The sequence below is a fragment of the Mycobacterium alsense genome, from assembly GCF_002086635.1.
Lineage (GTDB): Bacteria > Actinomycetota > Actinomycetes > Mycobacteriales > Mycobacteriaceae > Mycobacterium > Mycobacterium alsense.
In genome coordinates this window covers 25,361-50,604 of the sequence record NZ_MVHD01000019.1, presented here as the reverse complement: position 1 = coordinate 50,604, position 25,244 = coordinate 25,361, and the positions used below count along the sequence as shown (strand labels likewise).

At 71.5% G+C, this 25,244-nt stretch carries 22 protein-coding genes, 1 tRNA gene and 1 pseudogene; 17 read left to right on the top strand and 7 right to left on the bottom strand.

Going from position 1 to position 25,244, the window contains the following annotated elements:
• Window position 1 precedes the first annotated feature (1 nt).
• From BST11_RS13230 to BST11_RS13215, 4 genes are read left to right on the top strand one after another with little or no spacing between them, the layout of a single operon-like run.
• Window positions 2-928, top strand: a complete 927-nt coding sequence (locus BST11_RS13230) for an ABC transporter permease (protein WP_083138403.1) — start codon at window positions 2-4, stop codon at window positions 926-928.
• Window positions 921-1,796: an ABC transporter permease gene (locus BST11_RS13225; protein WP_083138402.1), complete on the top strand. Its 876-nt coding sequence runs from the start codon at window positions 921-923 to the stop codon at window positions 1,794-1,796. The genes BST11_RS13230 and BST11_RS13225 overlap by 8 nt, the downstream gene beginning before the upstream one ends.
• A complete protein-coding gene (locus BST11_RS13220) occupies window positions 1,793-3,427 on the top strand; it encodes a dipeptide ABC transporter ATP-binding protein (RefSeq protein WP_083138401.1) in 1,635 nt (544 codons plus the stop codon). The genes BST11_RS13225 and BST11_RS13220 overlap by 4 nt, the downstream gene beginning before the upstream one ends.
• Before the next feature lie 34 nt (window positions 3,428-3,461).
• Window positions 3,462-4,232 (top strand): oxidoreductase, encoded by a 771-nt coding sequence (locus BST11_RS13215; protein WP_083138400.1) that lies wholly within the window; start codon window positions 3,462-3,464, stop codon window positions 4,230-4,232.
• A gap of 430 nt (window positions 4,233-4,662) precedes the next feature.
• On the opposite strand, the gene BST11_RS13205 is transcribed toward BST11_RS13215, so the two are convergent.
• Complete coding sequence (locus tag BST11_RS13205; RefSeq protein ID WP_068212168.1) at window positions 4,663-5,520, bottom strand: HAD-IB family hydrolase; 858 nt, start codon at window positions 5,518-5,520, stop codon at window positions 4,663-4,665.
• Between the two features lie 502 nt (window positions 5,521-6,022).
• On the opposite strand from BST11_RS13205, the gene ssd reads away from it, so the two are divergent.
• The 7 genes and pseudogenes from ssd (at window position 6,023) to BST11_RS13175 (ending at window position 10,507) form a co-directional block, all read left to right on the top strand.
• A complete protein-coding gene (gene ssd, locus BST11_RS13200) occupies window positions 6,023-7,072 on the top strand; it encodes a septum site-determining protein Ssd (protein WP_083138437.1) in 1,050 nt (349 codons plus the stop codon).
• Window positions 7,069-8,232: a TadA family conjugal transfer-associated ATPase gene (locus BST11_RS13195; RefSeq protein WP_083138399.1), complete on the top strand. Its 1,164-nt coding sequence runs from the start codon at window positions 7,069-7,071 to the stop codon at window positions 8,230-8,232. Before ssd ends, BST11_RS13195 begins: the two co-directional genes overlap by 4 nt.
• Window positions 8,229-9,020 carry a type II secretion system F family protein gene (locus BST11_RS13190; protein WP_083138398.1) on the top strand — a complete coding sequence of 264 codons (792 nt, stop codon included), beginning with the start codon at window positions 8,229-8,231 and terminating at the stop codon, window positions 9,018-9,020. Before BST11_RS13195 ends, BST11_RS13190 begins: the two co-directional genes overlap by 4 nt.
• The gene (locus tag BST11_RS13185) at window positions 9,017-9,613 is read left to right on the top strand and encodes a type II secretion system F family protein (RefSeq protein ID WP_142276332.1); all 597 of its coding nucleotides are present in this window, start codon (window positions 9,017-9,019) and stop codon (window positions 9,611-9,613) included. Before BST11_RS13190 ends, BST11_RS13185 begins: the two co-directional genes overlap by 4 nt.
• Before the next feature lie 30 nt (window positions 9,614-9,643).
• Window positions 9,644-9,853: a DUF4244 domain-containing protein gene (locus tag BST11_RS13180; RefSeq protein WP_068212181.1), complete on the top strand. Its 210-nt coding sequence runs from the start codon at window positions 9,644-9,646 to the stop codon at window positions 9,851-9,853.
• Window positions 9,854-9,888: 35 nt separating this feature from the next.
• A pseudogene (locus BST11_RS27140) lies at window positions 9,889-10,211 on the top strand (TadE family type IV pilus minor pilin).
• Window positions 10,196-10,507, top strand: a complete 312-nt coding sequence (locus BST11_RS13175) for an Rv3654c family TadE-like protein (RefSeq protein WP_244897638.1) — start codon at window positions 10,196-10,198, stop codon at window positions 10,505-10,507. Before BST11_RS27140 ends, BST11_RS13175 begins: the two are co-directional and overlap by 16 nt.
• Before the next feature lie 20 nt (window positions 10,508-10,527).
• Here BST11_RS13175 and BST11_RS13170 read toward each other — a convergent pair whose 3' ends face one another.
• Together BST11_RS13170 and BST11_RS13165 are read right to left on the bottom strand one after the other, a co-directional pair.
• Window positions 10,528-11,565: a PAS domain-containing protein gene (locus tag BST11_RS13170; protein ID WP_083138396.1), complete on the bottom strand. Its 1,038-nt coding sequence runs from the start codon at window positions 11,563-11,565 to the stop codon at window positions 10,528-10,530.
• 264 nt (window positions 11,566-11,829) lie between these two features.
• Window positions 11,830-14,157: a DEAD/DEAH box helicase gene (locus tag BST11_RS13165; protein ID WP_083138395.1), complete on the bottom strand. Its 2,328-nt coding sequence runs from the start codon at window positions 14,155-14,157 to the stop codon at window positions 11,830-11,832.
• A gap of 247 nt (window positions 14,158-14,404) precedes the next feature.
• Between BST11_RS13165 and cspA the strand changes: the two genes are divergently transcribed.
• The 3 genes from cspA to topA all read left to right on the top strand — a co-directional run bounded on the left by cspA (window position 14,405) and on the right by topA (window position 18,358).
• Complete coding sequence (cspA, locus tag BST11_RS13160; RefSeq protein ID WP_036363014.1) at window positions 14,405-14,608, top strand: cold shock protein CspA; 204 nt, start codon at window positions 14,405-14,407, stop codon at window positions 14,606-14,608.
• A gap of 155 nt (window positions 14,609-14,763) precedes the next feature.
• Window positions 14,764-15,369, top strand: a complete 606-nt coding sequence (locus BST11_RS13155; RefSeq protein WP_083138394.1) for a hypothetical protein — start codon at window positions 14,764-14,766, stop codon at window positions 15,367-15,369.
• A gap of 190 nt (window positions 15,370-15,559) precedes the next feature.
• Window positions 15,560-18,358 carry a type I DNA topoisomerase gene (gene topA / locus BST11_RS13150; RefSeq protein WP_083138393.1) on the top strand — a complete coding sequence of 933 codons (2,799 nt, stop codon included), beginning with the start codon at window positions 15,560-15,562 and terminating at the stop codon, window positions 18,356-18,358.
• A gap of 10 nt (window positions 18,359-18,368) precedes the next feature.
• Here the strand turns inward: topA and BST11_RS13145 are convergent, their stop codons facing one another.
• Complete coding sequence (locus tag BST11_RS13145; protein ID WP_372509765.1) at window positions 18,369-20,015, bottom strand: adenylate/guanylate cyclase domain-containing protein; 1,647 nt, start codon at window positions 20,013-20,015, stop codon at window positions 18,369-18,371.
• A gap of 107 nt (window positions 20,016-20,122) precedes the next feature.
• Here BST11_RS13145 and BST11_RS13140 point away from each other — a divergent pair, with 107 nt between their 5' ends.
• Together BST11_RS13140 and BST11_RS13135 are read left to right on the top strand one after the other, a co-directional pair.
• Entirely contained in the window at window positions 20,123-21,328 is a 1,206-nt protein-coding gene (locus BST11_RS13140) for a DNA polymerase III subunit delta' (protein ID WP_083138392.1), read from the top strand.
• Between the two features lie 45 nt (window positions 21,329-21,373).
• A tRNA-Thr gene (locus tag BST11_RS13135) sits at window positions 21,374-21,446 on the top strand.
• Between the two features lie 26 nt (window positions 21,447-21,472).
• Here the strand turns inward: BST11_RS13135 and BST11_RS13130 are convergent.
• Window positions 21,473-23,284 carry a hypothetical protein gene (locus BST11_RS13130; RefSeq protein WP_169834906.1) on the bottom strand — a complete coding sequence of 604 codons (1,812 nt, stop codon included), beginning with the start codon at window positions 23,282-23,284 and terminating at the stop codon, window positions 21,473-21,475.
• Here BST11_RS13130 and BST11_RS13125 point away from each other — a divergent pair.
• Entirely contained in the window at window positions 23,250-24,194 is a 945-nt protein-coding gene (locus tag BST11_RS13125) for an NAD-dependent epimerase/dehydratase family protein (protein WP_083138391.1), read from the top strand. The two genes, BST11_RS13130 and BST11_RS13125, sit on opposite strands and share 35 nt — an antisense overlap.
• Here the strand turns inward: BST11_RS13125 and BST11_RS13120 are convergent.
• Both BST11_RS13120 and BST11_RS13115 read right to left on the bottom strand, forming a co-directional pair.
• The gene (locus BST11_RS13120) at window positions 24,191-24,532 is read right to left on the bottom strand and encodes a DUF2304 domain-containing protein (protein WP_083138390.1); all 342 of its coding nucleotides are present in this window, start codon (window positions 24,530-24,532) and stop codon (window positions 24,191-24,193) included. The two genes, BST11_RS13125 and BST11_RS13120, sit on opposite strands and share 4 nt — an antisense overlap.
• Window positions 24,529-25,227, bottom strand: coding sequence for a glycosyltransferase family 2 protein (locus tag BST11_RS13115; RefSeq protein ID WP_083138389.1), 699 nt, complete (start codon window positions 25,225-25,227; stop codon window positions 24,529-24,531). Before BST11_RS13115 ends, BST11_RS13120 begins: the two co-directional genes overlap by 4 nt.
• Between the last annotated feature and the right edge of the window lie 17 nt (window positions 25,228-25,244).

The window sequence follows — 25,244 nt, the reverse complement described above, 5'->3', positions numbered from 1 at the left end:
GATGGGCTGGTACGTCGCGCGGCGAATCGCCATCATGGTGCCGGTCTTCCTCGGTGCCACGCTGCTGATCTACGGCATGGTCTTTCTGCTGCCCGGCGATCCGGTGGCGGCCATGGCCGGCGACCGGCCGCTGACCCCCGCGGTGGCCGCGGCGCTGCGCGCGCGTTACCACCTCGACGATCCGTTCATCGTGCAGTACCTGCGCTACCTGGGCGGCATCCTGCACGGCGATCTGGGCCACTCGTACTCCGGGTTGCCGATCAGTGCCGTTCTGGCCCACGCCTTTCCGGTCACGCTGCGGCTCGCGCTGATCGCGGTGGCGGTGGAAACGGTGCTGGGCATCGGCTTCGGCGTGGCCGCCGGCCTGCGCACCGGCGGGATCTTCGATGCGACGGTGCTCGTCGCCGGCCTCGTCATCATCGCGATCCCGATATTCGTGCTGGGGTTCCTGGCGCAATTCGTGTTCGGTGTCCGGCTGGGCATCGCGCCAGTCACCGTGGGCGACAGGTCGAGCTTCGCGCGGCTGCTGCTGCCCGGGATCGTGTTGGGATCGGTGTCTTTTGCGTACGTGGTGCGGTTGACCCGGTCCGCGGTGGCCGCCAACGCCCACGCCGACTATGTCCGCACCGCGACGGCGAAGGGGTTGTCGCGGCGCCGCGTCGTGACGGTACACATCCTGCGGAACTCGCTGATCCCCGTGGTGACGTTTCTCGGCGCCGACCTCGGGTCGCTGATGGGTGGGGCCATCGTGACCGAGGGCATCTTCAACATCCATGGCGTCGGCGGGGTGCTGTATCAAGCCGTCACCCGGCAGGAGGCCCCGACGGTGGTCTCCATCGTGACCGTGCTGGTGCTGATCTATCTGGTCACCAACCTCGTGGTGGACCTGCTGTACGCCGCCCTGGACCCCCGGATCCGCTATGGCTGAGCGCATTCCGGGTCGCCACGGCTTCTTCCGCGACACCTGGCGCAAGCTGCGCCGGCGCCCGCAGTTCGTCGTCGCGGCCGCGCTGATCGCGTCGATCGTCGTCGTCGCGCTGTTTCCGGAGCTCTTCACCGGAATCGACCCCACCTATGCCGATCCCGGCCAGAGCCTGCTCGCACCGTCTTCCGCGCACTGGTTCGGGACCGACCTGCAGGGCCACGACATCTACGCGCGAACGATCTACGGGGCGCGGGCGTCGGTCACCGTCGGGCTCGGGGCCACGCTGCTCGCTTTCGTTGTGGGCGGCGCGCTGGGGGCGCTGGCGGGCTTCTACGGTCGGTGGGTCGACGCCGTGGTCTCGCGCATCACCGACGTGTTCTTCGGGTTGCCTCTGCTGCTGGCCGCCATCGTGATCATGGGCGTCATGCACCACCGCAGTGTGTGGACGGTGGTCGTCATCCTGGCCCTGTTCGGCTGGCCGCAGGTGGCGCGGGTGGCGCGGGGCGCGGTCATCGAGGCGCGGGTCAGCGACTATGTGCTCGCGGCGAAAGCGTTGGGGCTGAGTAACTTCCATACGCTGGTCCGGCATGTGCTGCCCAACTCCCTGGGGCCGGTGTTCGCGGTGTCCACCATCGCCTTCGGGGTGTTCATCGTCACCGAGGCGTCGCTGTCGTATCTCGGCGTCGGCCTGCCGCCCTCGGTGGTGTCCTGGGGAGGTGACATCAACCTCGCGCAGAGCCGGCTGCGGTCGGGCTCACCCATCCTGTTCTATCCGGCCGGTGCGCTGGCGATCACGGTGCTGGCGTTCATGTTGATGGGCGACGCGCTGCGCGACGCCCTGGACCCGGCCTCGCGGGCGCGGCGCGCATGAGCAGCTACGCGACGCCGCTGCTGTCGGTGGAAAGCCTGGAAGTCAGGTTCGGCGGCCAGGCCCCCGCGGTCCGCGGGGTGGATCTGACCGTGCTGCGCGGCCAGACCGTCGCGGTGGTCGGCGAATCGGGTTCCGGGAAATCCACGACCGCCGCCGCCATCCTCGGGCTGCTTCCGCCCGGCGGGCGAATCACCGCCGGGCGCATCGTTTTCGATGGGCGCGACATCACGTCGGATCGCCGCGCGCTGCGATCGATCCGGGGCCGCGCCGTCGGCTACGTGCCCCAGGACCCGATGACCAACCTCAACCCCGTGTGGAAGGTGGGGTTTCAGATCTCCGAAGCATTGCGGGCGAACACCGACACCCGCGACACCCGGCGGCGCGCGCTCGAACTGCTCGCCGAGGCGGGCATGCCGGATCCGGCCAGGCACGCCCGCGCCTACCCGCACCAGCTGTCCGGCGGCATGTGCCAGCGTGCGCTGATCGCGATCGGGCTGGCGGGCCGGCCGCGGCTGCTCATCGCCGACGAACCGACCTCCGCGCTCGACGTCACCGTGCAGCGGCAGGTGCTCGACCACCTGCAGGGGCTCACCGACGAACTCGGCACCGCGCTGCTGCTGATCACCCACGACCTGGCGCTGGCCGCCGAACGCGCCGAGTCCGTGGTCGTCGTCCATCGCGGGGCGGTGGTGGAATCCGGTGCCGCGCAGGCAATCCTGCGCGAGCCGCAGCACGACTACACCCGCCGATTGGTGGCCGCGGCCCCGTCGCTGACGGCGGCCTCGACGCGCACCCGCCCGCGCACCCGGCGGCCCACGACGGACCAACCCGCCGACGACGTTCTGGTGGCCGCCGAACTCACCAAGGTCTACCGGCAGTCGCACGGGTTGTCCCGCTGGCCAGGACGGCGGCGCGCGGGCTTCCGCGCCGTCGACGCCGTGTCGTTTCGGCTGCGCCGCACCGGCACGCTGGCGATCGCCGGGGAGTCGGGGTCGGGAAAATCGACGCTGGCGCGGATGGTGCTGGGCCTGCTGCGGCCCACGTCGGGCACCGTGGTGTTCGACGGCACCGAGATCGGCGACGCGATGGACCGGGACGCGGCGCTCGCGTTTCGCCGGCGGGTGCAGCCGGTGTTCCAAAACCCTTACGGCAGCTTGGATCCCATGTATTCCGTGTTCCGCGCCGTCGAGGAGCCGCTGCGGATCCATCACGTCGGCGACCGCAGGCTGCGCGAGCGGCAGGTGCGCGAGCTCGTCGACCACGTGGCGCTGCCGTCGTCGGTGTTGGGCCGGCTGCCGCGCGAGCTGTCCGGCGGCCAACGGCAACGGGTGGCGATCGCGCGGGCGCTGGCGCTGCGGCCCGAGGTGCTGGTGTGCGACGAGGCGGTCTCGGCGCTGGACGTGCTGGTGCAGGCGCAGATCCTCGACCTGCTGGCCGACCTGCAGGCCGAGCTGGGCCTGACCTACCTGTTCATCAGCCACGACCTGGCGGTGATCCGGCAGATCGCCGACGACGTGCTGGTGATGCGCGCGGGCCGGGTGGTGGAGCAGGCGCCCACCGAGGAGCTGTTCGCCAGGCCCCGCCACGAGTACACGCAACGGTTGCTCGAGGCCATCCCCAGGCCGATCTGATTCGGCACCGCAACCCCCGATAGGTTGGCAAGCTGTGACCGCCGACCCCCTGGGCCCGTTGCTGGACCTGCCCGGCGTCGCCGAGGCCAGCGACCGTGCCCGCGAGGCGCTGGGTCGCGCCCACCGCCACCCGGCCAACCTGCGGCGCTGGCCGGTGACCGCCGCCGAGGCGGCGTTGCGGGCTGCGCGCGCCTCGTCGGTGCTCGACGGCGGTCCCGTGCGGCTCGACGACCTCGCGGAGGCCGCCCTACCGAACAAGGGGGTCAGCGAGCCGGTGTTCGGCGGCGCGCTGCGGGTGGCCCAGGAGCTGGAGGGCGGGGGAGGCCCGCTGATCCGGATCTGGCAACGGGCCCCGCTGCAGGCGCTGGCCCGCCTGCACATGCTCGCGGCCGCCGACCAGGTGGACGACGACCGGCTGGGCCGCCCCCGCTCCGACGCCGAGGTGGGGCCGCGACTGGAGCTGCTGGCCGGGCTGGTGACCGGTGGCACGCGCGCGCCCGCCCCCGTCGTGGCGGCCGTCGCGCACGGAGAACTGCTCACGCTCAAGCCGTTTGGCAGCGCGGACGGCGTGGTGGCGCGCGCGGTGTCGCGGTTGGTGACGATCGCCAGCGGGCTCGACCCGCACGGCCTCGGCGTGCCCGAGGTGAGCTGGATGCGCCAGGCCGCGGCCTACCGCGAGGCCGCGCTCGGGTTCGCCGGCGGCACACCCGAGGGTGTGAGCGCGTGGCTGGTGCTGTGTTGCCGGGCGCTGCGGGCCGGCGCGCAGGAGGCTTTGTCGATTGCCGAGTCGCTACCGAATCGGTAGCCGGACCCGTGACAAAGAAGGCCAAAAAGTGTTCGACAAATGTAAAGCGGGCGACGTTCCGAAATATTCGGTCCGCCGCCCGCTAGCACGGAACTCGGTTACCAAGCGTGCATCTCTGGGGCTGCGTGGGTTGGCCTCGGCGATCTTGCGACGCTTCCGGCTGCAGCCCCACCCAAAGGGCCGTCGACACCATCCACTTTTCGCAATTACGCAGGCCCGCAACACTTCTGCCATTATCGCGGCTATGACTCCGCGTGGGTGCCGGGTTCCGTGCTGGGCGCCCGGTTTCGGGAGGAGGATCCTTCTCTTCCGGATCGACCTTGGCCTCGCCGGGCTTCCGTGGTTCCTTTGTACTACTAGACCCCTAGCACAGCAAGGCCTAAATGCGAAGCAAAACGCATTGCGCGGCCGCGCCGTTTGCTGAGCGCAGCTAAAAGGCGAAGCGGCGAAGCAACGAGTAGGTAACCGCGCCGGCGGCGAGCGCCGTGACGCCCACCGCGGCGGTGGTCGCGATCGCGGCGCCCGACGGTGCGGGGATGCGGTCGCGCAGGGACACCGGGCGCGAAAACGTCAGCACCGGCCAGCCGCGCTCCGCGGCTTCCCGGCGCAACCCGCGGTCCGGATTGACCACGGTGGGGTGGCCGACCGCCTCGAGCATCGGGAGGTCGGTGATGGAGTCGGAGTAGGCGTAGCAGTGTTCGAGCGGGTAGCCCTCCCGCGCGGCCAGCTCGCGGATCGCTTGCACCTTGCCCTCGCCGTAGCAGTAGAACGCGACCTCGCCCGTGTACCTGCCGTCCTCGACGACCATCCGCGTCGCCATCGCGTGGGTCGCGCCCAGCGCGCGGGCTATCGGCGCGACGATCTCCTCACCGGACGCCGAGACCACCACGACGTCGCGGCCGCACAGCTTGTGGCCGGCGATCAGGTCCGCGGCTTCGGCGAACACCAGCGGCGTCACGATGTCGTGCAGCGTTTCGTTGACGATCGACTTGACCTGCTCGACGTCCCAACCCGTGCACATATTGGTCATGTGGGCCCGGATCCGGTCCATTTGGTCATGATCGGCACCGGAGAGCAGATAGATGAACTGGGCGTAGCTGGACTTCAGAACGGCGCGGCGGTTGAGCAGTCCCTGGGCGAAAAACGGTTTGCTGAACGCCAGCGCGCTCGACTTGGCGATGATGGTCTTGTCGAGGTCGAAGAAGGCCGCGGTGCGGGGGTGCGGAGCGCCGAGAGCAGCCCTTTCCGGTGCGGTCTGGTGCCGGGCGGCCGAATCGAAGACGGTCACCGACCCAGCATAGGTCGGTGGTTGCGCGCACCGCGGCGTTGCGCCGAAAACGGCGGCGCGGCGCGCGTGTGACGGGCGGTGCCCGCGGTGTTTTAGCGGCTCACGGTGTTTTTTCGAAAGAACAGCTACTTGCGTTAGTGCGGACTGTCATGTGTATAGTAAGCATTACTCGGCCTGAGCCGAGGGTGTATCAGCCCGACCCCCCGGGGCTGATGCACGACGACCCTCGCCTCCTCCCCCCCTGGCGGGGGTCGTCCCTTTTCCGGAGTAAATTTCCGCTGCGCCAAGCGGTGGTTCCCCACCTGCGGCGCGTTGCGGGAACGGGATTTTCCGGCCGCTCGGTGACCGCTGGTCAGGCGGGTTTGTGCACACCGGCGTTTCTCTCCACAGATTCGGCTTTGGGACTGGTGTCCCACCATTTGTGCCCCTCAAGGTGGGTCGGGTGACGAGCGGTATCGATGCCAACGCGGCGGATTCGGGCGACTGTGTCGGCGTGCTGGCGGTGTTGGCGGACCCGGGGCTGCGCGACGAACTCGATCGGGTGGCCGCGGCGGTCGGTGTCCGGGTGGTTCATGCCGGCGGCTCCGCGGTGAGTCGACGAACGTGGGCGGCGGCCGCGGCGGTGGTGTTGGACGAAGCGGCCGCGCAACGGTGTGGGCGGGCGGCGCTGCCGCGGCGCGGCCACGTCAGCGTCCTGACCGCCGCCGAACCATCCACGGCGACCTGGGCGGCGGCCGTCGCGATCGGCGCCGAACACCTGCTGAAGCTGCCCGAGCGAGAGGGCGAGCTGATCCGCGAGCTCGCCGACGCCGGCGAGGCCGCCCGCGACGACGGCCCGCGGGGATCGGTCGTCGCCGTCGTCGGGGGCTGCGGCGGCGCCGGCGCGTCGTCGTTCGCGGCCGCCGTGGCGCAGGTGGCCGGCGATGCGCTGCTGGTGGACCTCGACCCGTGGGGCGGCGGCATCGACCTGCTGGTGGGCGGCGAGAGCGCCCCGGGCCTGCGCTGGCCCGACCTGGCGCTGGAGGGTGGGCGGGTCAACTGGTCGGCCGTGCGCGACGCGCTACCCCGACACCGCGGGGTCAGCGTGCTGTCCGGCACCCGCCGCGGGTACGAGTTGGCCGGCGTGCCGGTGGAGTCGGTCGTCGACGCCGGGCGGCGCGGCGGCGTCGTGGTGGTCTGCGACCTTCCCCGGCGTCTCACCGACGCCACGCAGGCCGCGCTGGATGCCGCCGACCTCGTCGCCGTAATCAGCCGCGCCGACGTGCGGGCGTGCGCCGCGACCGCCGCGATGGCCCCGGCCCTGGCCGCGACCAATCCCAACCTCGGGCTGGTGGTGCGGGGCCCGTCGCCCGGCGGGCTGCGGGCCGCGGAGGTCGCCGACATCACGGGGCTCCCGCTGCTCGCGTCCATCAAGGCGCAGCCGCAACTCGCCCGGCACCTGGAACGTGGCGGCCTGCGCCTGGGGCGGCGTTGCCCGCTCACCATGGCCGCTCGCCGGGTGCTCGCCGTGCTGCCGAAGGCGGGGTCGGCGCGGAACGGCAGGGCGGCGTGAGCGGCTCGCTGATCGAACGGGTGCGCGAGCGGTTGGCATCCGAATCCGCGCCCCTGCGCCCGAGCGTGGTCGCCGCGGCGATCCGGGCCGAGTCCGGCGGCGTGCTCGGCGATACCGAGGTCCTTGCCAACCTTCGGGTGCTGGAAACCGAGCTGACCGGCGCCGGCATTCTCGAACCGCTGTTGTGCGCGGCGGGGACCACCGACGTCCTGGTGACCGCGCCCGACGCGGTGTGGGTCGACGACGGAGACGGCTTGCGGCGCACCGGCATCCGTTTCACCGACGAGGCGGCGGTGCGGCGGCTGGCGCAGCGGCTGGCGTTGGCCGCCGGTCGCCGGCTCGACGACGCCCAGCCGTGGGTGGACGGGCAGCTGACCGGCATCGGTGCCGGAGGGTTCGCGGTGCGGCTGCACGCCGTGCTGCCGCCGGTCGCCGCGGGCGGCACCTGCCTGTCGCTGCGCGTGCTGCGCCCGGCCACCCAGGATCTGGCGGCCCTGAGTGCGGGCGGCGCGATCGACCCGCGGGCCGGGGCGCTGGTCGCCGACATCGTCGCCGCCCGCCTGGCGTTCCTCGTGTGCGGGGGGACCGGGGCCGGCAAGACGACGCTGCTGGCCGCGATGTTGGGCGCGGTGCCGCCCACGGAACGGATCGTATGCGTCGAGGATGCCGCCGAGCTGGAGCCGCGCCATCCGCACCTGGTCAAGCTGGTCGCGCGCCGCCCCAACGTCGAGGGCGTCGGCGAGGTCGGGGTGCGCGAACTCGTAAGGCAGGCGCTGCGGATGCGGCCCGACCGCATCGTGGTCGGCGAGGTCAGGGGAGCCGAGGTGGTCGACCTGCTGGCCGCGCTGAACACCGGCCACGACGGCGGCGCCGGCACGGTGCACGCCAACAATCCCGGCGAGGTACCCGCCCGCCTGGAGGCGCTCGGCGCACTCGGGGGCCTCGGCCGCGCGGCCCTGCACAGCCAGCTCGCCGCGGCGGTCCGGGTGCTGCTGCACGTCGCCCGCGACCGGCGCGGCCGGCGCCGGTTGGGCGAGATCGCCGTGCTGCGCCACGTCGACGGGCAGGTCCGGGCGGTCACCGCGTGGCATGCCGACCGGGGCCTCACCGACGACGCCGAGCACCTGCATCGGTTGCTGCGCGGTCGCCGGCCGGCATGAGCGGGCTCACGGTCGGGGCCCTGCTGCTATCGCTTGCGCTGCTGGCGCTTCCGTCGACGCCGCGGCGTCGGTTGATGGCGCCGGCGCGCGCGCGGCGGCGACCCGTGGCGCGGGTGGCCGGCGTCGCCGCGTGTGTGCTTGTGGCCGCCGTCGTGGCGCTACCGCCGACGGCGGTCGTCGCCTGCGCGTTGGGGGCCGCGACGGCGGGCCTGCGCCGCCGGCGGCGCCAACGCATGCGGCGCGCCGACGAGGAGGGTCGCACCCTGGAATCGGCCCTCGAGGTGCTCGTCGGCGAAATGCGCGTGGGCGCGCATCCGGTGCGGGCGTTCGAGGTCGCCGCGGCGGAAAGCGCGGGGACGGTGCGCTCGTCGCTGCGCGCGGTCGCGGCGCGCGCCAGGTTGGGCGCCGACGTCGCGGCCGGCCTGCGCGCCGCGGCTCGCTCGTCGGCGCTGCCCGGGCAATGGGATCGACTCGCGGTGTGCTGGCGGCTGGCCAGCGACCACGGGCTGGCGATAGCCACCCTGATGCGCGCCGCACAGCGCGATATCGCCGAGCGGCAACGCTTTTCGGCGCGTGTGTCGTCGAGCATGGCGGGGGCGCGCGCCACCGCGACGATACTGGCCGGGCTGCCGGTGCTCGGCGTGCTGCTTGGCCAACTGGTCGGGGCCCGGCCGCTGGGCTTCCTGCTGAGCGGGCACGCCGGCGGCTGGCTGTTGGTCGCCGGGTCGACGCTGGCCTGCGCGGGGCTGCTGTGGTCGGATCGCATCACGGACCGGGTCGGCAGATGACCGCGACGGTGGCGGCGCTGCTGGCGATGGCGCTGTGGATCGGCCCCGGCCCCTCGATGGTGCGGGCGCGGGCGGGCGGGCCGCCGCGCGCTGTTCGCCGGGTGCCGCCGCGCGTGCTACCCGGCCCGGACCCGCTGGCCGTCGCGTCCAGCCTCGACGTGCTGGCCGTGTGCCTGGAGGCCGGGATGGCGGTGCCTACGGCCGCGGCGGCGGCCGCTGCTTCGGCACCCCCGAAGCTGGACCGCGTGCTGCGCCGCGCCGCCGATCTGCTGGCACTGGGCGCGGATCCGGCTGTGGCATGGGCGATTTCGCCGGATCCGCGGGACGGCCCGGCCGATACCCAAATCGAAGCGCTGCTGCGGCTGGCGCGGCGCTCGGCGTCCTCCGGCGCCGCGCTGGCCGCCGGCGTCGCCGAGTTGGCCGACCAATCCCGCCACGAAGCCGCGCACGCTGCCGCCGCGGCCGCCGAGCGGGCCGGGGTCCTGATCGCCGGACCGCTCGGTCTGTGCTTTCTGCCGGCGTTCGTGTGCCTCGGCATCGTGCCGGTGGTGGCGGGGCTGGCCGGTGACGTCTTGCAGTCGGGTCTGCTGTGAAAAGGACCGTGAGAGGAAGGAAAGGCAGTGATGATCAAGGTGAGCAACGCGTTTCGCGTATTGCTGGTGCGTGCCGCCGCGCTGGGGCGCGACGAGTCGGGCATGTCCACGGTCGAATACGCCATCGGCACCGTCGCCGCGGCCGCGTTCGGCGCGATCCTGTACACCGTCGTCACCGGAGATTCGATCGTCTCGGCGCTGACCAACATCATCGGTCGCGCGCTCAACACCAAGGTGTAGCCGGTTGTGCCGGCGCGAGCACGGTCGAGGCGGCACTGGCGATCGCCGCGCTGGTCGTGGTGCTGGCGCTGTGTCTGGCGGGCGTCACCGCGGTGTCGATGCAGGTGCGCTGTGTCGACGCCGCCCGCGAGGCCGCCCGGCTGGCCGCGCGCGGTGACGAACGCTCGGCGCTCGAAACCGCGCGCCGCATCGCGCCCGCCGGGTCGCGGGTCCAGGTGCGCCGCGACGGGGATCTTCTCGTGGCCACGGTTGTCGCGCATTCGAAACTGTTGCCCGCGTTGGACATTGCGGCCAGGGCGGTCTCGGCGGCCGAGCCCGGGCGATGACCGGGGCTCCGCGACGGTGGTCGCGGCCGTGATGGTGGTGGTGCTGCTGTGGGTCACCGGCGCGGGCGCGTATGTCGGCTCGGCGGTGGTGGCGCGTCATCGCGCGCAGGCCGCGGCCGACCTGGCCGCGCTAGCCGCGGCGGCCCGGCTGCCGTCCGGGGCCGCCGCGGCCTGCGCCCGCGCGAGGGCGGTGGCACACGAAATGCGGGTCGATGACGTCGGGTGCGGGGTCGAGGGCCTCGACGTGGTGGTGAGCACCCGGGTGGCCGTGGCCTTCGCCGGCGCGGCGCGGGCCGCCGCGCGGGCGGGGCCGGCCGACACCGCGTAGCACGCGGGGAGCACCGAGAGCTATCCAGCGTCGGGTGAGGTCACCGCCAGCCCGGCGGCGGCGACTTCCTCGTCGGTGGGCAAGCGCAGCGAAACGAGCCCGGCGTAGACGTCCGGTTCGAGTTCGATCTTGTTGACCGTGACGTGCACCGGGACCCAATCGGCGTCGTGGCCCCGCATGCGCACCACCCTGCTCGTCGGGCCGTCGGCGAATTCCTCTGCCATGGCAGACTTCAGGTGCTCGTCGTCCGGATGAATCTTGGGCCTGTCCGTCTTGTTGCCCCGCCAGTCGTAGAAGGTGCACGGCTCGTCGAGCCATTTCAGCAGCGTCCAGCTGTCGAGATCGACCAGCGCCCGGTGGACACCGGCCTGGGCCAGCCCGTTGAGGATCCGTTGCGCCAGGTCGTCGGTGGACACCACCGGGCCCTTGCGTTCCGCGCGCCAGTTCATCGCCCGGGCGATCAGGTGATCCCGGCCGTCCGGCCCGGCCTCCAGGCCGGTGCGCGCGACGAAGCCGATCCGGATGGGCTCGCCCTGCCAATCGGTGAGATCCCACGTGCTGCAGATCGTTTGGTCGGGCTTGGCCCGAACGGCCATGGCCAGGATCTTGGTTTCGTTCGGATTGAGCTCGCGCGACGGAAGGTCCTCCGCGAACGCCCTGCCCAGGGTGACTTCGAGGTCGGGATTCTTGCCGCTGTTGGCCAGCGACTCCCGCGTGTCGGTGGCCACGCCGAGGGTCAGGTCCCACTTCAGCGGTCCGGGGACCGGCCGCTCGGCCGGTTCGACGTCGGCGGGGCCGGTCCACACGTGGACACCGTGGACGTGGCCGTCGGACATGATCACCGGCTCGGTGCGGATGACGCGGGCCCGCTTGGTGGTGATACTCGTCAGGCTCTGTCCCGTCTGCACCGACTCGGCGATCGCGGTCTGGACGGCGGCGAGATGGGGGCTGCGGCGCATGAACGTCGTGATCGGAACGAGGTTTTTGAGCTGCAATCCTTGCGCGACCACAGCGGGTTCGCCCCCTAGCGTCTCCACGAGCAACCAGTCGTGGGCCATGCGGCCGAGTTTACGGCGGTCGCGCGGCCCGGCGGGTGCCGACCCCGCCGCGGCGATTCAGGGAGCTCGTACGCACCGTAACGCCGTGTGCGACACGGTATCTGGGCAACCGGCCACACGGGGCCGCCCGCGGTGGTATGTTGGGATTTCCTCCGCAGCGAGGCCTGGCGCCTGTCACGACGTTTCGTCGAGTCGACCGTCGAGGGGTCGGTCGCCATCGCGGCCTCTTCGGCGTTCCGGTACCCGTTGCGCCGCCGATTTTGCTTAGCCCTGCTCGAGACCCAGCTCCGCGAGCACCACCCGCAGCACCGACACCGCGCCCGCCTTGTCCAGCGGGTCGTTGCCGTTGCCGCACTTGGGCGATTGCACGCACGACGGGCATCCTTGCGGGCACTCGCACGCCTCGATCGCGGCCGCCGTCGCGCCCAGCCACGTGCGCGCACGGCGGAAGCCGCGTTCGGCGAATCCCGCCCCGCCCGGGTAGCCGTCGTAGACGAAGACGCTGGGCAGCCCGTCGGGCCCGATCGCGGTGGACAGGCCGCCGATGTCGCCGCGGTCGCAGCTGGCCACCAGGGGCAGCAGCCCGATGGCCGCGTGCTCCGCGGCGTGCAGCGAGCCGGGAACGCGCGTCGCCCCAACACCCTTGCGCGCCAGCGCATCCGGAGCAATGGTGTACATGGCGGCGGTGGTGGGAAGCACGTGCTCGGGCATGTCCAGTTCGATGAAGTCGATGACCTCCCCCGACAGCCGGCGGCGCAGGTAACCCACCACGCGATGCGTGACGCGGACAGGCACCAAACCCAGCGTTACGGGACCGAACGCGCGGCGTTCACCCGCCCCGGTGACGACGATGTCGGTGATCTCGCGCGCGAACGTCGCGTAGCCGGGATCGTCGGCATGCACGAACGCGATCCCGTCGTCGGTGTCCAGCGAATCGACGACGTAGGTCTCGCCCTGATGCAGGTAGACGGCGCCGGGGTGCACGGAGGCCGGCGCCCGATCGACCCCGGTGCTGCCCAGCAGCCGCCCGGTGTCGGCCTCGACGATGACGATCTGGCCGCCCGCCGACCCCCGGATGTCGACCGCCCCATGCGGTTGCAGGCCGGCCGCGGGAAAGTACTTGTCGCCGCGCCGCCGCAACAGCCCGTCGTCGACGAGACCCTGCGCCACCTCCGTGGCCCCCATGTCCCTGACCTCCGGTTCGGTCAGCGGGAGTTCGGTTGCCGCACAAAGGAGTTGGGGGCCCAGAATGTAGGGGTTGGCCGGATCGATCACGACCCGCTCGACCGGCTTGTCCAGCAGGGCGCCCGGGTTGTGCACCAGGTACGTGTCGAGCGGGTCGTCGCGGGCGATCAGCACCACCAGCGCGCCCTGGCCGCGCCGTCCCGACCGGCCGGCCTGTTGCCAGAACGAGGCGACCGTCCCGGGAAACCCGGCGAGCACCACGGCGTCCAGCCCGGCGATGTCGACACCCAGCTCCAGCGCGTTGGTGGTGGCCAGGCCCCGCAGCCGGCCCTCGGCCAGGGCGCGCTCCAGCGCGGTGCGGTCCTCAGCGAGGTAACCGGCCCGATACGACGCCACCGCCTGCGACAGCTGCGGGGCGACGTCCTCGAGCCGCGCCCGCGCCCCCAGCGCGGTCAGCTCGGCGGCGCGCCGCGACCGCACGAAGGTCAGGGTCTGCGCACCCTCGGCGATCAGGTCCGCCATCACCCGGGCCGCCTCGGCGCCCGCGGACCGGCGCACCGGCGCTCCGTTCTCGCCGGTCAGGTCGGTCCGCAGCGCGGGCTCCCACAACGCCACGGTCCGCGCGCCCTGCGGCGAGCCGTCCTCGGTTACCTCCGCGACCGGAAAGCCGATGAGTTCGGAAGCGGTCGCGCCCGGCGAATCCGTCGTCGCGCTGGCGAACAGGACGGTTGGGGCGGAGGAGTAGCGCTCGCACAGCCGCAGCAGCCGGCGCAGCACCATGGCCACGTTCGAGCCGAAGACCCCGCGGTAGTAGTGGCATTCGTCGACGATCACGAAGCGAAGCCCCCGCAGCAACGCGGCCCAGCGCGCATGGTTGCGCAGGATCGTCAGGTGGATCATGTCGGGGTTGGAGAACAGCCATCGGGAGCGTTCGCGGGCGAAGCGGCGCACCTCGGCGGGGCTGTCGCCGTCGAAGGCGGTGGGCGCGACCGCGAAACCGGGTTCGCGCAACCGGGGCACGGCCGCGGTCAGGGCGTGCGCGGCGCGCAACTGGTCGTGGCCGAGCGCCTTGGTGGGCGACAGGTAAAGCACCCGGGCGCGCGGGTCCGTGGCCAACGCCTGCAGGGCGGGGAGCTGGTAGGCCAGCGACTTGCCCGAGGCGGTGCCGGTGCTGATCACCACGTGGCGGCTTGCGTGGGCGAGCTCGGCCGCCGCGGCCTGGTGCGACCAGGGCCGGCCGATGCCGCGATCGGTGAACGCGCGCACGACGTCGGGCTCCGCCCACTCCGGCCAGCTCTGGGGGCGGCCGCCACGGGCCGGCAGCTCGGCGACATGGCGCAGCGGCCGCTCGCTCGCCGCCGTGCCCGCGAGGGCGACGGTGAGCAGGTCGCTGCCGAAACTCGCCACCGCACACCCTCCAGGAATCAGTACTGGACACAAGTCTGTCGCCGACGCGATGAACATGGTTGACTGATTGCGGTCGCAGCTTCTGTGTTCGTGTCAAACTTTCGCAGGAACAACGTTGCGGCCGCGGTTCCTGCGAGGTTATCGGTCGGGTGAAGTTCCGGCGACTCCGCGAGGTATGGCGGTCGTATGCGGCCCGGGGCACCGAAGGGCGGTGCACCGCATCCAATAGAAAAGGAAAGATCGAGAGATGCCACAGGGAACTGTGAAGTGGTTCAACGCGGAGAAAGGGTTCGGGTTCATCGCCCCCGAAGACGGTTCCGCAGATGTTTTTGTCCACTACACGGAGATCCAGGGAACGGGCTTCCGCACCCTTGAAGAAAACCAGAAGGTCGAGTTCGAGATCGGCCACAGCCCTAAGGGCCCCCAGGCCACCGGAGTCCGCTCCGTCTAAGGCGCGAGCAGACGCAAAAGCCCCCACATCGGCACCGATTTGGGGGCTTTTCCGTCTGCTCGTCCGTCCGCTCGGCAGGATGCGGCGGGCCGGCTTGCCGAAACGCGCCGAAAACTTGAGGGCGTGGACGGACCACCTGGCCTACTGTCGGTGGCGTGAGCCAGCTTTCCTTCTTCACAGCGGAGTCGGTGCCGCCCGCGGTCGCCGATCTCTCCGGGGTGCTGGCGGCGTCGGGCCAGATCGTGGTGGTCACCCCCTCCGAAGGTGGAGGCCAGGGCGCCCGGCTTGCTCGACTTTCGGTCGTGGTGGACGACGTGTGGCGCGCCTCGGCGCTCGCCGAGATGATCCGCGAGGCGGGCCTGGAACCCGAGATCGGCCGCACCGACGAGGACACCCCCCTGGTGAGGACGGCGGTGACGCCCGCGCTGACCACCATCGCCGCCGAATGGACCCGCGGCGCGGTCAAGACCGTGCCCCCCCGGTGGCTGCCCGGCCCGCGCGAGCTGCGGGCGTGGACGCTGGCGGCCGGTCGCCCGGAAAACGACCACTACGTGCTGGGCCTGGACCCGCACGCGCCCGACACCCATTCGCCGCTGGCGTCGGCGCTGATGCGGGTCGGAATCGCGCCCACCCTGATCGGCACCCGGGGCGGCCGGCCGGCGCTGCGGATCAGCGGCCGTCGCAGGCTGTCGCGCCTGGTAGAGAACGTGGGGGAACCGCCGGACGCCGCGGAAGCGTTGGCGCTGTGGCCCCGGGTTTGACGCGCTTGCGGACCCCGTCCGGCGGTCATCCGGTTTGCGCAGGCCCGCCCGAGGGTGCGAAATTGTCAGGTGCCCTGAAGCGAAGGAACGCTGGCGTGCCTGGTTCGCCGGAATTTCGGCAGACGGCCTGTCATTCTTCCTGCAGGCGGTCTCAGCAGGGGCCGAGACAAGAGATGGAGCGTAAGCGCAGTTGGCTGACCCGAAGCTAGAGGACCGCGTCGGCGGCGGAAATGGGAGCCGTCGGCGACTCGTGATCGTCGAGTCGCCGACCAAGGCGCGCAAATTGGCCGGTTACCTGGGCTCCAGCTACATCGTCGAGTCCTCGCGGGGCCACATCCGCGACCTGCCCCGCGCCGCCGCCGACGTGCCCGCGAAGTTCAAGTCCGAGCCGTGGGCCAGGCTCGGGGTCAACGTCGATGCCGACTTCGAGCCGCTGTACATCATCAGCCCGGAGAAGAAGCACACCGTCAGCGAGCTCAAGGGCCTGCTCAAGGACGTCGACGAGCTCTACCTGGCCACGGATGGTGACCGTGAGGGCGAGGCCATCGCCTGGCACCTTTTGGAGACCCTCAAGCCGAACATCCCGGTCAAGCGGATGGTCTTTCACGAGATCACCGAGCCGGCGATCCGCGCGGCCGCCGAGCACCCCCGCGACCTCGACATCGACCTGGTCGACGCCCAGGAGACCCGCCGCATCCTGGACCGGCTCTACGGTTACGAGGTCAGCCCGGTGCTGTGGAAGAAGGTCGCGCCCAAGCTGTCGGCGGGCCGGGTCCAGTCGGTCGCCACCCGCATCATCGTGCAGCGCGAGCGCGATCGGATGGCGTTTCGCAGCGCGTCCTACTGGGACATCGTCGCCCAGCTGGACGCCAGCGTGTCCGACCCGCGGGCGCAGCCGCCCACCTTCACGGCGCGGCTGACGAACGTGGACGGCCTGCGCGTGGCGACCGGCCGCGATTTCGACTCGCTGGGCCAGCTGCGCAAGGCGGACGAGGTCATCGTCCTCGACGAGGCCCAGGCGACCGAGCTGGCCGGCGGGCTGCGGGGCGCGCAGCTGTCGGTGGCGTCGGTGGAGGAAAAGCCCTACACCCGGCGGCCGTACGCGCCGTTCATGACGTCGACGCTGCAGCAGGAGGCCGGCCGCAAGCTGCGCTTCTCGTCCGAGCGCACCATGAGCATCGCCCAGCGCCTCTACGAGAACGGCTACATCACTTATATGCGCACCGACTCGACGACGCTGTCGGAGTCGGCGATCAGCGCGGCGCGCACCCAGGCGCGCCAGCTCTACGGCGAGGAGTACGTCTCGCCGTCGCCGCGCCAGTACACGCGCAAGGTGAAGAACGCGCAGGAGGCCCACGAGGCGATCCGGCCCGCCGGCGAGACCTTCGCGACCCCGGACGCGGTGCGCCGCGAGCTCGACGGTGACGACTTCCGGCTCTACGAACTGATCTGGCAACGCACGGTGGCCTCGCAGATGGCCGACGCGCGCGGCACAACGCTGAGCCTGAAGATCGCCGGACGCTCCAGGGACCGGGACGTGACCTTCTCCGCCACCGGGCGCACCATCACCTTCGCCGGCTTCCTCAAGGCCTACGTGGAGACGGTGGACGAGCTGGCCGGCGGCGAGGCCGACGACGCCGAGCGCCGCCTGCCGCACCTGACCGAGGGCCAGCGGCTGGCGGCCCTCGAGCTCACCCCCGACGGCCACGCCACCAACCCGCCGGCCCGCTACACCGAGGCCTCACTGGTCAAGGCGCTGGAGGAGCTGGGCATCGGCCGGCCGTCGACGTACGCGTCGATCATCAAGACGATCCAGGACCGTGGCTACGTCTACAAGAAGGGCAGCGCCCTGGTGCCCTCGTGGGTGGCGTTCGCCGTCACCGGGCTGCTCGAGCAGCACTTCGGCCGGCTGGTCGACTACGGCTTCACCGCGGCGATGGAAGACGAGCTCGACGCGATCGCATCGGGCAACGAGCAGCGCACCAACTGGCTCAACAACTTCTACTTCGGCGGCGATCACGGCGTGCCCGACTCGGTGGCACGCTCGGGTGGCCTGAAGAAGCTCGTCGGCGTCAACCTGGAGGGCATCGACGCGCGGGAGGTCAACTCCATCAAGGTGTTCGACGACGCCGAGGGTCGCCCCGTCTATGTCCGGGTCGGCAAGAACGGGCCCTACCTCGAGCGCGTGGTGACCGGCGAGGACGGCGAGCCCACCCCGCAGCGGGCCAACCTCAACGACTCGCTGACCCCCGACGAGCTGACGCTCGAGGTGGCCGAGGAGCTGTTCGCCACGCCGCAGGAGGGACGCCTGCTGGGGGTGGACCCGCAGACCGGTCACGAGATCGTCGCCAAGGACGGCCGGTACGGGCCGTACGTGACCGAGGTCCTGCCGCAGCCCGAGCCGTCCGCCGAGGAGAACGGCGAGGCCCCGAAGAAGGGCAAGAAGGCCGCCAAGGGTCCCAAGCCGCGGACCGGTTCGCTGCTGCGCAGCATGGATTTGCAGACCGTCACCCTCGAGGACGCGCTCAAGCTGCTGTCGCTGCCCCGGGTGGTCGGCACCGACCCCGAATCCGGCGAGGAAATCACCGCGCAGAACGGCCGCTACGGCCCATACCTGAAGCGGGGCAACGACTCTCGTTCGCTGGCGACCGAGGATCAGATTTTCGACATCACCCTGGACGAGGCGCTGAGGATCTACGCGGAGCCGAAGCGCCGCGGCCGCCAAAGCGCGTCGGCGCCACCGCTGCGCGAGCTGGGCAACGATCCGGCGTCCGGCAAGCCGATGGTCATCAAGGACGGGCGATTCGGTCCGTACGTCACCGACGGTGAGACCAACGCCAGCCTGCGCAAGGGCGACGACGTGATGTCGATGACCGACGAGCGCGCCGCCGAGCTGTTGGCCGACCGGCGCGCCCGGGGCCCGGTCAAGCGTCCCGCCCGGAAGAGCGGCCGTCGGGCGCCGGCCAAGAAGGCCACCAAGCGCTCCTAGCCGAGCGCTCCTAAACCTCGCTCGAAATCTCCTCGCCCGCAACCTCTTCGGGGGCGGCCAGCTTCACCGGGCGGGCCAGCTGGGTGGGTGCCGTGCGGCCGCGCAGCTCGACAACCTCGCCGACGTCCCAGCACAGCGCCTCGGCGTCCAGCGCGCCGCTGACCGCGATCGCCGAGGCGAGCACGTGGCCGGGCTCGAGCTTGGCCAGCTCGGTGAGGCGCGCGGCCTCGTTGACCGGGTCGCCGATCACCGTGTACTCGAAGCGGGCCTGCGCGCCGATGTGGCCGGCGATGGCCCGCCCCGCCGACACCCCGATCCCGAACTCCGCCGAACCGATCACCGGCAGGATTTCGTCGTGCAGCTCGCGGGCGGCCGCCAGCGCGCCCCCGGACGCGTCGGGGTGCTCGATGGGCGCGCCGAAGATGGCCAGCGCCGCGTCGCCCTGAAACTTGTTGACGAACCCGCCGTGCCGGCCGACGGTGTCGACGACCACCCGGAAGAACTCGTTGAGCAGGTGGACCACCTCGGCGGGCGGGCGCGTCGCGGCCAGTTGGGTGGAGCCCACCAGGTCCACGAACAGCACCGCGACGTCGCGCTCCTGCCCGCCCAGCTCGGTGCCGCGCTCCAGGGCGCGGCGGGCCACGTCCTCGCCGACGTAGCGACCGAACAGATCGCGCAGGCGCTGCCGCTCGGAAAGGTCGCGCACCATGTCGTTGAAGCCGGCCTGCAGCAGGCCCAGCTCGCTCGCGTCGTAGATCTGCATGTGCGCGTTGTAATTACCACGCTGCACCTCCGACAGCGCCCAGCGCAGCTGGCGCAGCGGGTCGGCGATCGACATGGCCACCAGCAGGGTGCTCACCAGCCCGATGCCCAGCGCCGCCAGCGCCAGCAGCAGGATGGGGTCGAACAACTTCTCGGGCGTGGCATGCAGCAGGGACGTCTTGTCGGCCACCACGGCCAGCACGATCGCCAGCAGCGGCACGGCCGTCGACAGCATCCAGCTCAGCAGCTGACGCAGGATGACGCCGGGCGCCTTGACGTTCTCCGGGACGCCGCTGCGCAGGGCCGCGACGGCCACCGGGCGCAGCACCCGCTCGGACTGCAGGTAGCCGATGATCGCCGTCGCGGCGGCGCCCAGCGCGGTGGCGACCGCGACGACGGGCGCCGTGTACTTGGCCACCGACCAGCTGGCGATGATGAACACCGCGCCGCCGATGCACCAGCCGACCATGCCGGTCAGCACGCGGTAGAACGGCATCCGCAACGCGCGGCTGCGGGCCAGCTCGGTGGCGGCCGGATCGGTGTCGGCGAGCAGATTGTCGTGGCGCTGCCAACGGAACACCGGTAGCAGCACCTTGAGGTTGACCAGGATCCCGGCGAGGAAGACGGTGACCACGACGCTGATGAAGATCGTCAGGTTCACCGGCGGCAGATCCTGCAGCTGGATGCGGTCCTGGGGCGGCAGCCCGTAGCGCAAAAAGCCCAGCACGAAAAGCCCGCCGATGATGTCGGCCTGCAGCATGCTCAGCGCGAACAGCGGCCACGGGGTGCGCACCACCCACCGGACGAACGCACTGATCCGTCCGGGCAGTGCCGCCGCGGTTGCCACGAATCCACCGTATCCGGCGGGGCCGACTCGGCGAAAAACAATATGGATCTCGGCAAGTCGCCGGTAGCTGCCCAAACGCCCGGGAAGGTAACGGAATCGTCGCGATTGGGTGGCCGATCGGTATCTGTCCGCCGGTCTCATTACTGTTGCCGGTGATGACCGGAGTGTTTACGCGGCTGGTAGGCCAGGAGGCCGTCGTGGCCGAACTGCTCGCCGCCGCGCGCGCGGCCCGCGGTGATCCGGCTCACAGTGATGCCGGCCCCGGGACTATGACACATGCGTGGCTCATCACCGGCCCGCCGGGTTCCGGGCGCTCGGTCGCGGCGGTGTGCTTCGCGGCCGCGCTGCAGTGCACCGACGAGGGAGAACCCGGCTGCGGGCGGTGCCGGGCCTGCACGACGACCATGGCGGGCACCCACGCCGACGTGCGCCGCGTGATTCCCGAGGGCCTGTCGATCGGCGTGGACGAGATGCGCGCCATCGTGCAGATCGCGTCGCGCCGACCGACCACCGGGCACCGGCAGATCGTGGTGATCGAGGACGCCGACCGGCTGACCGAGGGCGCCGCCAACGCTTTGCTGAAGGTTGTCGAGGAACCGCCGCCGTCGACGGTGTTCCTGCTGTGCGCGCCGTCGGTGGACCCCGAGGACATCGCGGTCACGCTGCGGTCCCGGTGCCGGCACGTCGCGCTGGTGACCCCGCCGACCCGGGCGATCGCGCGGGTGCTGATCGAGCGCGACGGCCTGGACGCCGACACCGCCGACTGGGCGGCGTCGGTCAGCGGTGGGCACGTGGGCCGCGCGCGCCGGCTGGCCACCGACGCCGAGGCCCGGCAGCGACGGGAGCGGGCGCTGGGACTGGTGCGCGACGCCGCGACCCCGTCGCGGGCCTACGCCGCCGCCGAGGAGTTGGTGGCCGCCGCCGAGGCCGAGGCGGTGGTGCTGACCGCCGACCGCGCCGAGGCCGAAACCGAGGAGCTGCGCACGGCGCTGGGGGCCGGCGGGACCGGCAAGGGCACCGCGGGCGCGCTGCGGGGCGCCACCGGTGCGATCAGGGACCTGGAGCGGCGGCAGAAGTCGCGCCAGACGCGGGCGTCGCGCGACGCCCTGGACCGCGCGCTGATCGACCTCGCGACGTATTTCCGGGATGCGCTGGTGGTTTCGGCCGATGCGGCAGGTGTGCGGGCGAACCACCCGGACATGTCCGATCGGGTGGCGGCGCTGGCCGCCCACGCCCCGCCCGAGCGGCTGCTGCGCTGCATCGAGGCGGTGCTCGAGTGCCGCGAGGCGCTGGCGACCAACGTCAAACCCAAGTTCGCCGTCGACGCGATGGTCGCGACCATCGGCCAGCAACTTGGGTGACTCGGCCCGCCTGCCGTAGACTCGTGCCGCCCGCCGTGCGGGCGCGCCGCCTTAGCTCAGTCGGTAGAGCGATTCACTCGTAATGAATAGGTCAGGAGTTCGATTCTCCTAGGCGGCTCCGCTCTTTTGCGCTGTCTTTGCGCGTCACGCCGGCGCGACGAAACCGATCGGGCCCGACGCCAGGCACAACGACAGCGCGGCCGTGTTGGCCCGCACGGTGATCGCGTCCCCGGCGCCCGGCAGCCGGGCGAAGACCCGGTTGAGCCCCGGATGGACCGGCACCTTCACGTCGGGCCCCTCGGACAGCGCCAGCGTCATCGAGCCCTCGCTGTTGGCGAGGTAGTTGAGTTCGGCGGTCCAATCGGCGGGCAGCAGCGGGCCGTCGAGGACCAGCCGCGCCGGCTTGTCCGGTTGCGCGAAGTAGCCGCACCGCGGCATCGGCCCCGGCACGATGGTGCGGATCCAGCTCACGCGGCCGGGAATCAGCCGTCCGGACCTATCCAGCATGCGCAATTGCGTTGTCGCCGAGGCAAATTCGGGCCTATCGCGCAGCAGGGCGAACATGTGGCTGGCCAGGTTCTGCGGCGCGGCCACCCGCTGCAGCACCAGCGGATCGACCTCCTGGTCGAGCAGCGGCGCGGCCGAATCCCGTTGCGCCGCCGCCAGACTCGCCCGAGCGTTCTGCAGGTAGGGCTGGGCGGGGTTGTCCCGCCAGCTGGTCAGGAAGGTCGCCGTCGAGTACAGGCTGCTCCCCACGAAGGCCACCGCCAAACCCGCCGCCACCGCGGTGCGCTGCGGCGCTGCGTCCAGCGACCGCGGCGCGGCCGGCCGGTTGGGGGCGCACAGCGCGACGGCGGTCAGCAGCGCCAGCACGACGACGAGATCCGGCAGGTAGCGCAGGGTCTGGGCGAGTTCCAGGGCGGTCTGCTTCGACGAGCGCATCAGATAGATCGGCACCTGACAGGCGACGGTGTAGCCGGCCGCGACCACCCAGACCGGCCCGATGCACTGCTTGCGCACCAGCGACAGCGCGAGCACCCCGGCCAGCACCAGCCAGCCGAGCGCCATCACCGGCGGTGGGGGCGTAGCCCACGGCGAGGCCGGCGCCCACCGGTCCCAGTGCCACGGGCCACCGGCCAGCCCCGGCACCACGCCGTGGGTGATCGACCGCCACAGCAGCTCGGTCGTCATCGCCAGGTCCGAACTCCACCGCCGCTGGTTGACCACGGCCAGATACAGGGCGACCCAGCCGGCGGTCAGCGCCAGCGACGCGATCCACAACCACCTGCCCGCCCGCCACGCCGTCCGCAGGCCGGACCCGTCGCCCCGCACGTGGCACAGCAGCGCGGCCACGGCGAAGGCGACGAACGGAATGACGGCGGCCTTCTCGAAGAAGAGCAGTGCCGCGAGGTAGACGAGCACCCCGGTCAGCGCGTACCGGCGGTTGCCGGTGCGGACCAGCAGGACCGCGTCGGCACACACCCACGCCAGCCCCGCCAGCATGGGCAGCGAGTTCAGTGCCGCCGCCCACCACGCGAAGCCGGGCACGGCCAGCGGGGTGAACAACGCGAACGTCAGCGGGATCAGCAGCGCCCACCGCCAGCCGATGATCACGTGCAGCGCGCGCAGCAGGGCCAGCGAGGCCAGCAGCTGCAACACCAGCAGGCTGACCGCCGGCCACGTCCAGTCCAGCGGCGCCAGCCGCGTGATGGCGCCGGCGAGGAGGAAGGCCGCCGGCATCACGTGGCCGTCGTGGTCGTCGAACAGGTACGACGGCGACAGCAGCGGTTCGGTGCCGGCCTTCCCGACGAGAATCAGGTCGTCCCAGTAGAAGTAGCCGCCGAAGGCCAGCGCCGCGCGGATCCCCAGCTGCGCCGTTATCAGCGCGGCGGCCGCCAGGGCCACTCTGTATGGTGGGCCGGTGCGTGCACTGGTCACCGGGGCGGCCGGATTCATCGGCTCGACGCTAGTCGACCGCCTCCTCGCCGACGGTCACACGGTGGTGGGCCTGGACAATTTCGCCAGCGGCAAGGCGACCAACATCGAGCATCTGGCCGGCAACCCGGCACACGTCTTCGTCGAGGCGGACATCGTGACCGCCGACCTGCACTCCATCTTCGACGAGCACCGGCCGGAGGTGGTGTTCCACCTCGCGGCCCAGATCGACGTGCGGCGGTCGGTGGCCGACCCGCAGTTCGACGCGTCGGTCAACGTCATCGGCACGGTGCGGCTGGCCGAGGCGGCGCGGCTGACCGGGGTGCGCAAGGTCGTGCACACCTCGTCGGGCGGGTCGATCTATGGCACCCCACCGCAGTACCCGACGCCGGAATCGGCGCCCACCGATCCCGCCTCGCCGTATGCCGCCGGAAAGGTGGCCGGCGAGATCTACCTGAACACCTTCCGCCACCTGTACGGGCTGGACTGCTCGCACATCGCGCCGGCCAACGTCTATGGCCCGCGCCAGGACCCGCACGGCGAGGCGGGTGTGGTGGCGATCTTCGCCCAGGCGCTGTTGTCGGGCAAGCCCACGAAGGTGTTCGGCGACGGCGGCAAGACCCGCGACTACGTGTACGTCGACGACGTGGTGGACGCCTTCGTCAAGGCCTCCGGCGACGCGGGCGGCGGGCAGCGGTTCAACATCGGCACCGGGCTGGAAACCTCGGACCGCCAACTGCATTCGGTGATAGCCGCGGCCGTCGGGGGTCCCGACGACCCGGAGTTTCATCCGGACCGCCTGGGCGACCTGAGGCGGTCGTGCCTCGACATCGGTTTGGCGGCAGCGGTTTTGGGCTGGCGCCCGCAGGTTGGGCTCGACGAAGGCGTGCGCCGGACGGTGGAATACTTCCGCCGCGCCCACTCGGCCTAGCGCGGCTCTGGCTCCTGCGCCGACTCCAGGGCCACCGCCCGGGCCAGCCGCACGTACCGCAGCTCCAGGTCCTTGAATCGCATATAGGTGCTCAGGGTCGTGAAACAGAACGCCATGATCAGCGCGTAGAGCATCAGGTCCACCCCGCGGCGCACACCGAACCAGTGCGCCACCACCGTCGTGTCGTCGGGGCGCAGCACGGCGTAGATGCCGCCGAGCACGAACAGGATGTAGCCGACCTTGACCCAGGCCCGCGACCGCGCGTTGCGGCGCGACCGCAGCAGATACACCAGCAGCGCGACGATCGCCCCGATCAGCAGCACCTGGATCCAGTTCATCGTGTCCTCCCTCGCAGGAACCCGTCGAAGATGATGTTGACGCCGTTGAGCAGCGGCTGCCCCTTCGACTTCGAGTATTCGGTGTAGAGCACTTCGACCGGCTGTTCGGCGACGCGCCAACCGTTTTCGGCGATCAGCAAGATGATCTCGTTGGCGTGGCTCATCCCGCTCATGGTGATGTTCAGCCCGTCGGCGACCTTCTTGTTGAACACCCGCAGCCCATTGTTGGTGTCGGTCAAGCCAAGTCGGCGTCCGCGCCGGCTCAGCCTCGCGGCGGTGCGCAGCACGACCCGCTTGAAGAGCGGCGGCCGGCTGCCGCCGTGCCCGCCGAACCGGGTGCCGATGACGACGTCGACGTCACCGGCGCCGAGCCGGTCGACCATGGCGGCCACGTCCTTGACGCGGTGCTGGCCGTCGGCGTCGAAGGTGGCGAAAACCTGTGCGCCCGGCTGCTTGCGGGCGTATTCGACGCCCGTCTGGATGGCCGCGCCCTGGCCCAGGTTGACGGGATGGCGCACCAGATGGGCGCCCGCCCGCCTCGCGATCTCGCCGGTGCCGTCGGTGCTGCCGTCGTCGACGCAGACGACATTGTCGAAGACGGAGCGCACCTCGGCGATCACCTCGCCGATGACGGCGGCTTCGTTGAAGGCGGGGACGACGATCCAGGCGCCCGGGTAGTGCGATTCAGTCGACATCGGTGCCCATCAGGGTA

What these genes read in the sequence shown, in the direction of transcription:
- BST11_RS13230 (WP_083138403.1), top strand. Translation starts at nt 2, where the DNA reads ATGGGCTGGTACGTCGCGCGGCGAATCGCCATCATGGTGCCGGTCTTC.
- BST11_RS13130 (WP_169834906.1), bottom strand. Translation starts at nt 23,284, where the DNA reads ATGAATCCGGCCGCCCCGGTGACCAGTGCACGCACCGGCCCACCATAC.
- BST11_RS13180 (WP_068212181.1), top strand. Translation starts at nt 9,644, where the DNA reads ATGATCAAGGTGAGCAACGCGTTTCGCGTATTGCTGGTGCGTGCCGCC.
- BST11_RS13225 (WP_083138402.1), top strand. Translation starts at nt 921, where the DNA reads ATGGCTGAGCGCATTCCGGGTCGCCACGGCTTCTTCCGCGACACCTGG.
- BST11_RS13120 (WP_083138390.1), bottom strand. Translation starts at nt 24,532, where the DNA reads ATGAACTGGATCCAGGTGCTGCTGATCGGGGCGATCGTCGCGCTGCTG.
- BST11_RS13140 (WP_083138392.1), top strand. Translation starts at nt 20,123, where the DNA reads ATGACCGGAGTGTTTACGCGGCTGGTAGGCCAGGAGGCCGTCGTGGCC.
- BST11_RS13220 (WP_083138401.1), top strand. Translation starts at nt 1,793, where the DNA reads ATGAGCAGCTACGCGACGCCGCTGCTGTCGGTGGAAAGCCTGGAAGTC.
- BST11_RS13170 (WP_083138396.1), bottom strand. Translation starts at nt 11,565, where the DNA reads ATGGCCCACGACTGGTTGCTCGTGGAGACGCTAGGGGGCGAACCCGCT.
- BST11_RS13185 (WP_142276332.1), top strand. Translation starts at nt 9,017, where the DNA reads ATGACCGCGACGGTGGCGGCGCTGCTGGCGATGGCGCTGTGGATCGGC.
- BST11_RS13115 (WP_083138389.1), bottom strand. Translation starts at nt 25,227, where the DNA reads ATGTCGACTGAATCGCACTACCCGGGCGCCTGGATCGTCGTCCCCGCC.
- cspA (WP_036363014.1), top strand. Translation starts at nt 14,405, where the DNA reads ATGCCACAGGGAACTGTGAAGTGGTTCAACGCGGAGAAAGGGTTCGGG.
- BST11_RS13190 (WP_083138398.1), top strand. Translation starts at nt 8,229, where the DNA reads ATGAGCGGGCTCACGGTCGGGGCCCTGCTGCTATCGCTTGCGCTGCTG.